Genomic DNA, 4,495 nt, shown 5'->3' on the forward strand with positions numbered 1-4,495 from the left:
ATACTTATTCGACCAAACAACAGGTATTTTACCCAGCCAGTTCAATAACCTGTAAATCCTGAAGCTTATCGCCATCGACATTAAACCTTAACAGGGTACGCACCTTATGCCAGCCCTGCTTGCCTGCCGCGCCGGGGTTCATATGCAAACAATTGATCTTTTTATCAAACATCACTTTTAATATGTGCGAATGACCCGTGATGAACAACTTTGGCGGATTACTATAAATTTCAGCCTTGATATTTTGGCTGTACCTGCCGGGATAACCGTCAATATGGGTCATCCAAACATCTACATCTTCGCATTTAAAGCGTAAATGTTCGGGGTAAACACTTCGTACATCTTTATCGTCGATATTGCCATATACACCTTTTAAGGGCTTGAAATCGGCAAGCTTGTCGGCAAGTTCAATAGTACCGAAATCACCCGCATGCCAGATCTCGTCGCAGTTTTCAAAATGTTTAAAAACGGCATCGTCAAGGTAGCTGTGGGTATCGGAAATAAGGCCTATGCGGGTCATGGAGCAAAGTTAGAATTTAATTAGTCAAGAGTTAAGAGCCAAGAATTAAGATTCGAGGCGGGCTAAAATATCGTTAGGAAATCTTTTAGCACGTCCCTGTACATATCGGTATATACTTTTGGTTCGCTGTAGATTACAAATTTATAGGCTATCGCCTGCGTGTTGTTTTTTTCAAAAGCAAGAATTTCCCGGTGCGCTGCATCATCCTTAAAGGAGTGAATGCTGATTGTTTTTTGCAGATAAAGTCCGCTTTGTAAGGCGAGTTTTTTCACCAGTGCCGAAGTATCTACAGGCAGTATCAGCCAGCAAATACCCTGCTCGGTAAGCTGCGTTGCGACTATCGATATCAGCTTTTCAAAAAAGCCATCAGCAGCATGTTTAGCCAGATTGGTCTTTGCTCCAGGCGATTGCAGCGAGTTAATGTAAAACGGGGGATTTGATACTATGAGGTCATATCTCTTTTCAGGATGATCTTCAAAAAATTGTTCAAACCCTTTTGCATAAAGTGATAACCTGTTTTTAAATGGCGAATTGTTGAAATTGTTTTTTGCCGTTGCTGCAGCTTGTTCGTCAATTTCAACTGCATCAATAACTGCGTTGGTAAATCGTTGCGCCAGCATCAAGGCTATTACGCCTGTTCCGGTACCTATATCCAGTATGTTCAACGGTTCTGCATCGCCGGCCATAGCGCCGAGCAATACTCCATCGGTATTGATTTTCATAGCACAACCGGTTTGATCAACGCTGAATTGTTTGAAACGGAACATGAGGGCGAAGTTATGTTTTATTCGTTGATTGATTGGGATTGCAAATATATATCGACCATATAACTAACATTGGCCCGCTCATTCGCCGCGGGAAAGGCTGTTACTTTTGGCTTGGCCCAAAAGTAACCAAAAACCCAAGACAGAAAAAAGCTTCCCCCCACAGGCCATACCCCCTGGCCCGCTTTTCTGTCAGGCCTTTACCCGCTTTTGATTTGGGAATTATAAAAACGTTTGCCCTCTTATTGAACTTTAATTTCTTTTTTTGTTTCTTGCTTCTCAAAATCTTGTCTCTTCCCCTCCCCGTCAGCAGGTAAGCTTCGGGCGAAAGCGGGCAGAACAATGGTGGCCTGTGCGGTTGCAAGGGCATAGCAAGTTTTTGCAGAAGCATTGGTAAAGTGTGGCTGGGCAAAATAATTGCAGCCCGTGGTTCTGCCCGCTTTGCAGGGTAAAGGCCGGAGCAATGGGCACAGCGGCGGCCGAGCGCAAAGAAGCCTCCCTGCTGACTTGATTTTTGGTTCTTTTTATCAAGAAAAAGAACAAAGCCAACCCGCGGCGATTGAGCGGGCGAATGATTGTTAATAACAACAAAAGTTATCTAAAAACGAAACAGACCTGTCCCGTGGGGTGCCGAAATAAATTCGGCATGACGCAAATCAAACCTCGTACAACTCCAGCGGTAAACCATCCGGATCTGCAAAAAAGGTGAAGCGTTTATCCGTGCATTCGTCTACACGAATCGGCTCTATCTCCACACCGAAAGAAGCTATATGTGCTACGGCCTCATCCAAATCATCAACCTCAAAAGCTAAATGACGCAAACCTACAGCTTCAGGCCGGGATGGCCTTGCAGGGGGGGCGGGAAAAGAAAAAAGCTCGATCTGGTAGAGGTCGCCCAATGCCAGATCAAGCTTGTATGATTGTCGTTGTTCACGATAAACTTCGCGAACTATTTTTAAGCCGAGTACCTCGGTATAAAACTGTTTGGACCTTGCGTAATCCGAACAGATGATAGCTATATGATGTACCCTGTTTAATTTTAACATTATTCTCCTAAAATACCGTGAAGGATATTATCGTGAACCATTTTCAGATCAGTAACATGCCCAAAAGCTTCTTCATCGACAGTTAAAGCGCCGTTGGTTACCGTACCCAACAGGGTAAACTCAACCTCGCTGGTAGCCATCACCTCAACAAAACGCTCTTCTTCTTCAGGAGCAACACTTACCACTACCCTGCCCTGTGCTTCGCCAAACAGGAAAGCATCTTTACGGATACTATCATCAGATGCGATATCAAAACCAAGACCGTTAGGCATTGATGACTCTAACAGGGCAATGTATAAACCACCATCAGCAACGTCGTGGGCCGATTCAATCACTCTGTGTTTGATCAGTTCTTTAACGGTTTGCTGCATATCGTACTCTTTGTCGATATCGAAAAACGGCGCAGGCGCTTTGGTGATTTTATGCCATGAAGCAAGGTATTGTGATGAAGCGATATCATTAACCGATTCACCGATCAGATAGATCTGGTCGCCGGGTTGTTTAAAATCGGCAGTCATGATGTTATCAACATCATCCATCACACCCAGCATACCAATAGTTGGCGTAGGGAACACCGAACCACCATCTGCCGACTGGTTGTAGAAGCTCACGTTACCACCGGTAACAGGGGTTTCAAACTTGCGGCAGGCATCACCCATACCTCTAATAGCACTTACAAACTGCCAGTAAACTTCAGGAATATAAGGGTTGCCAAAGTTTAAGCAGTTGGTAATAGCCACAGGCTCGCCACCGGCGCAGGTAATGTTACGTGCAGCTTCGGCAACGGCAATGGCGGTACCTTTATAAGGATCGGCGTAAACGTAGCGTGAGTTACAGTCGGTAGTTAATACGATGGCTTTGTCGGTGTCTTTAACGGCAACAACGGCAGCATCGCATGAGCGATTGGCTGTCATGGTTTGTACACCTACCATGCTATCGTATTGGTCGGTTACCCAACGTTTTGAAGCTATATTAGGGTGACCTACCAGGTGCTCAGCAACCTCAACCAGGTTTGCAGGCTCGGCAACGTCATCGATATTAAATTTCTGGTTCTCGGCAAAGTAAGCAGGCTCGCGGTATTCGCGTTGGTAAACCGGGGCGCCACCTCCTAATACAAGGTCGTCGGCAGGTACATCGGCAACTTTTTCGCCGTGCATAAAGTATTCTAAACGCTGGGTATCGGTAACTTCACCAATAATGGCGCAGTTCAGGTCCCATTTATCAAAAATAGCTTCAACCTCTTTTTCGCGACCTTTATGAACTACGATCAGCATGCGCTCCTGTGATTCAGAAAGCAGGATCTCATAAGGTTTCATGTTGTCCTGGCGGGTTGGCACTTTATCCAGGTCGATACGCATACCGTGCTCACCTTTGGCGCTCATTTCAGAGTTTGAGCAGATGATACCGGCAGCGCCCATATCCTGCATACCAACAACAGCACCTGTTTTAATTACCTCAAGGGTAGCTTCCAGCAACAGTTTTTCCTGGAAAGGATCGCCTACCTGTACAGCAGGAAGGTCGTTCACCGAATCTTCGGTAATATCTTTAGAAGCAAAGGCGGCACCGTGGATCCCGTCTTTACCTGTAGCCGAACCAACGATATAAACCGGGTTGCCCACACCGTATGATGTAGCCGAAACGGTTTCGCCGGCCTTAACAATACCGGCCGACATGGCGTTAACCAGCGGGTTAACATTGTAGCAATCGTCAAAAAACAATTCGCCGCCTACGGTTGGGATACCGAAAGCGTTACCATAGTGACTGATACCTTTAACCACACCTTTAACTAACCATTTGGTTTTGTCGAGTGTTAAGTCGCCAAAACGCAGGGAGTTAAGCTGCGCGATAGGCCTTGCACCCATGGTAAATATATCGCGGTTGATACCGCCCACGCCTGTAGCAGCACCCTGATATGGTTCAAGGGCCGAAGGGTGATTGTGCGATTCGATCTTAAAGGCGCAGCCAATACCGTCGCCAAGGTCAACAAGACCGGCATTTTCTTCACCTGCCTTAGCCAGCATCCGCGGACTATCCTTTGGTAAAGTTTTAAGCCATGTAATTGAATTTTTATATGAGCAGTGCTCGCTCCACATAACCGAGAAAATAGAAAGCTCAGTAAAGTTGGGCACACGCCCTAATATTTCATTTATACGTGCAAATTCTTC

General features: G+C 45.8%; 4 protein-coding genes. All 4 read right to left on the reverse strand.

The features are described 5' to 3' along the window. Positions 1-28: 28 nt before the first annotated feature. Entirely contained in the window at positions 29-520 is a 492-nt protein-coding gene (locus tag VF500_RS06170) for a metallophosphoesterase family protein (RefSeq protein WP_330858827.1), read from the reverse strand. Between the two features lie 62 nt (positions 521-582). Beyond that, a complete protein-coding gene (locus tag VF500_RS06175; protein WP_330858828.1) occupies positions 583-1,287 on the reverse strand; it encodes a tRNA1(Val) (adenine(37)-N6)-methyltransferase in 705 nt (234 codons plus the stop codon). Between the two features lie 653 nt (positions 1,288-1,940). Beyond that, positions 1,941-2,330 (reverse strand): VOC family protein, encoded by a 390-nt coding sequence (locus tag VF500_RS06180; protein WP_330858829.1) that lies wholly within the window; start codon positions 2,328-2,330, stop codon positions 1,941-1,943. Next, positions 2,330-4,495 (reverse strand): phosphoribosylformylglycinamidine synthase subunit PurL (gene purL, locus VF500_RS06185; RefSeq protein ID WP_330858830.1); only part of this gene is annotated, 2,166 nt, incomplete at its 5' end. The genes VF500_RS06180 and purL, both read right to left, overlap by 1 nt.

Source organism: Mucilaginibacter sp. (genome assembly GCF_036383575.1).
Taxonomy (GTDB): domain Bacteria; phylum Bacteroidota; class Bacteroidia; order Sphingobacteriales; family Sphingobacteriaceae; genus Mucilaginibacter.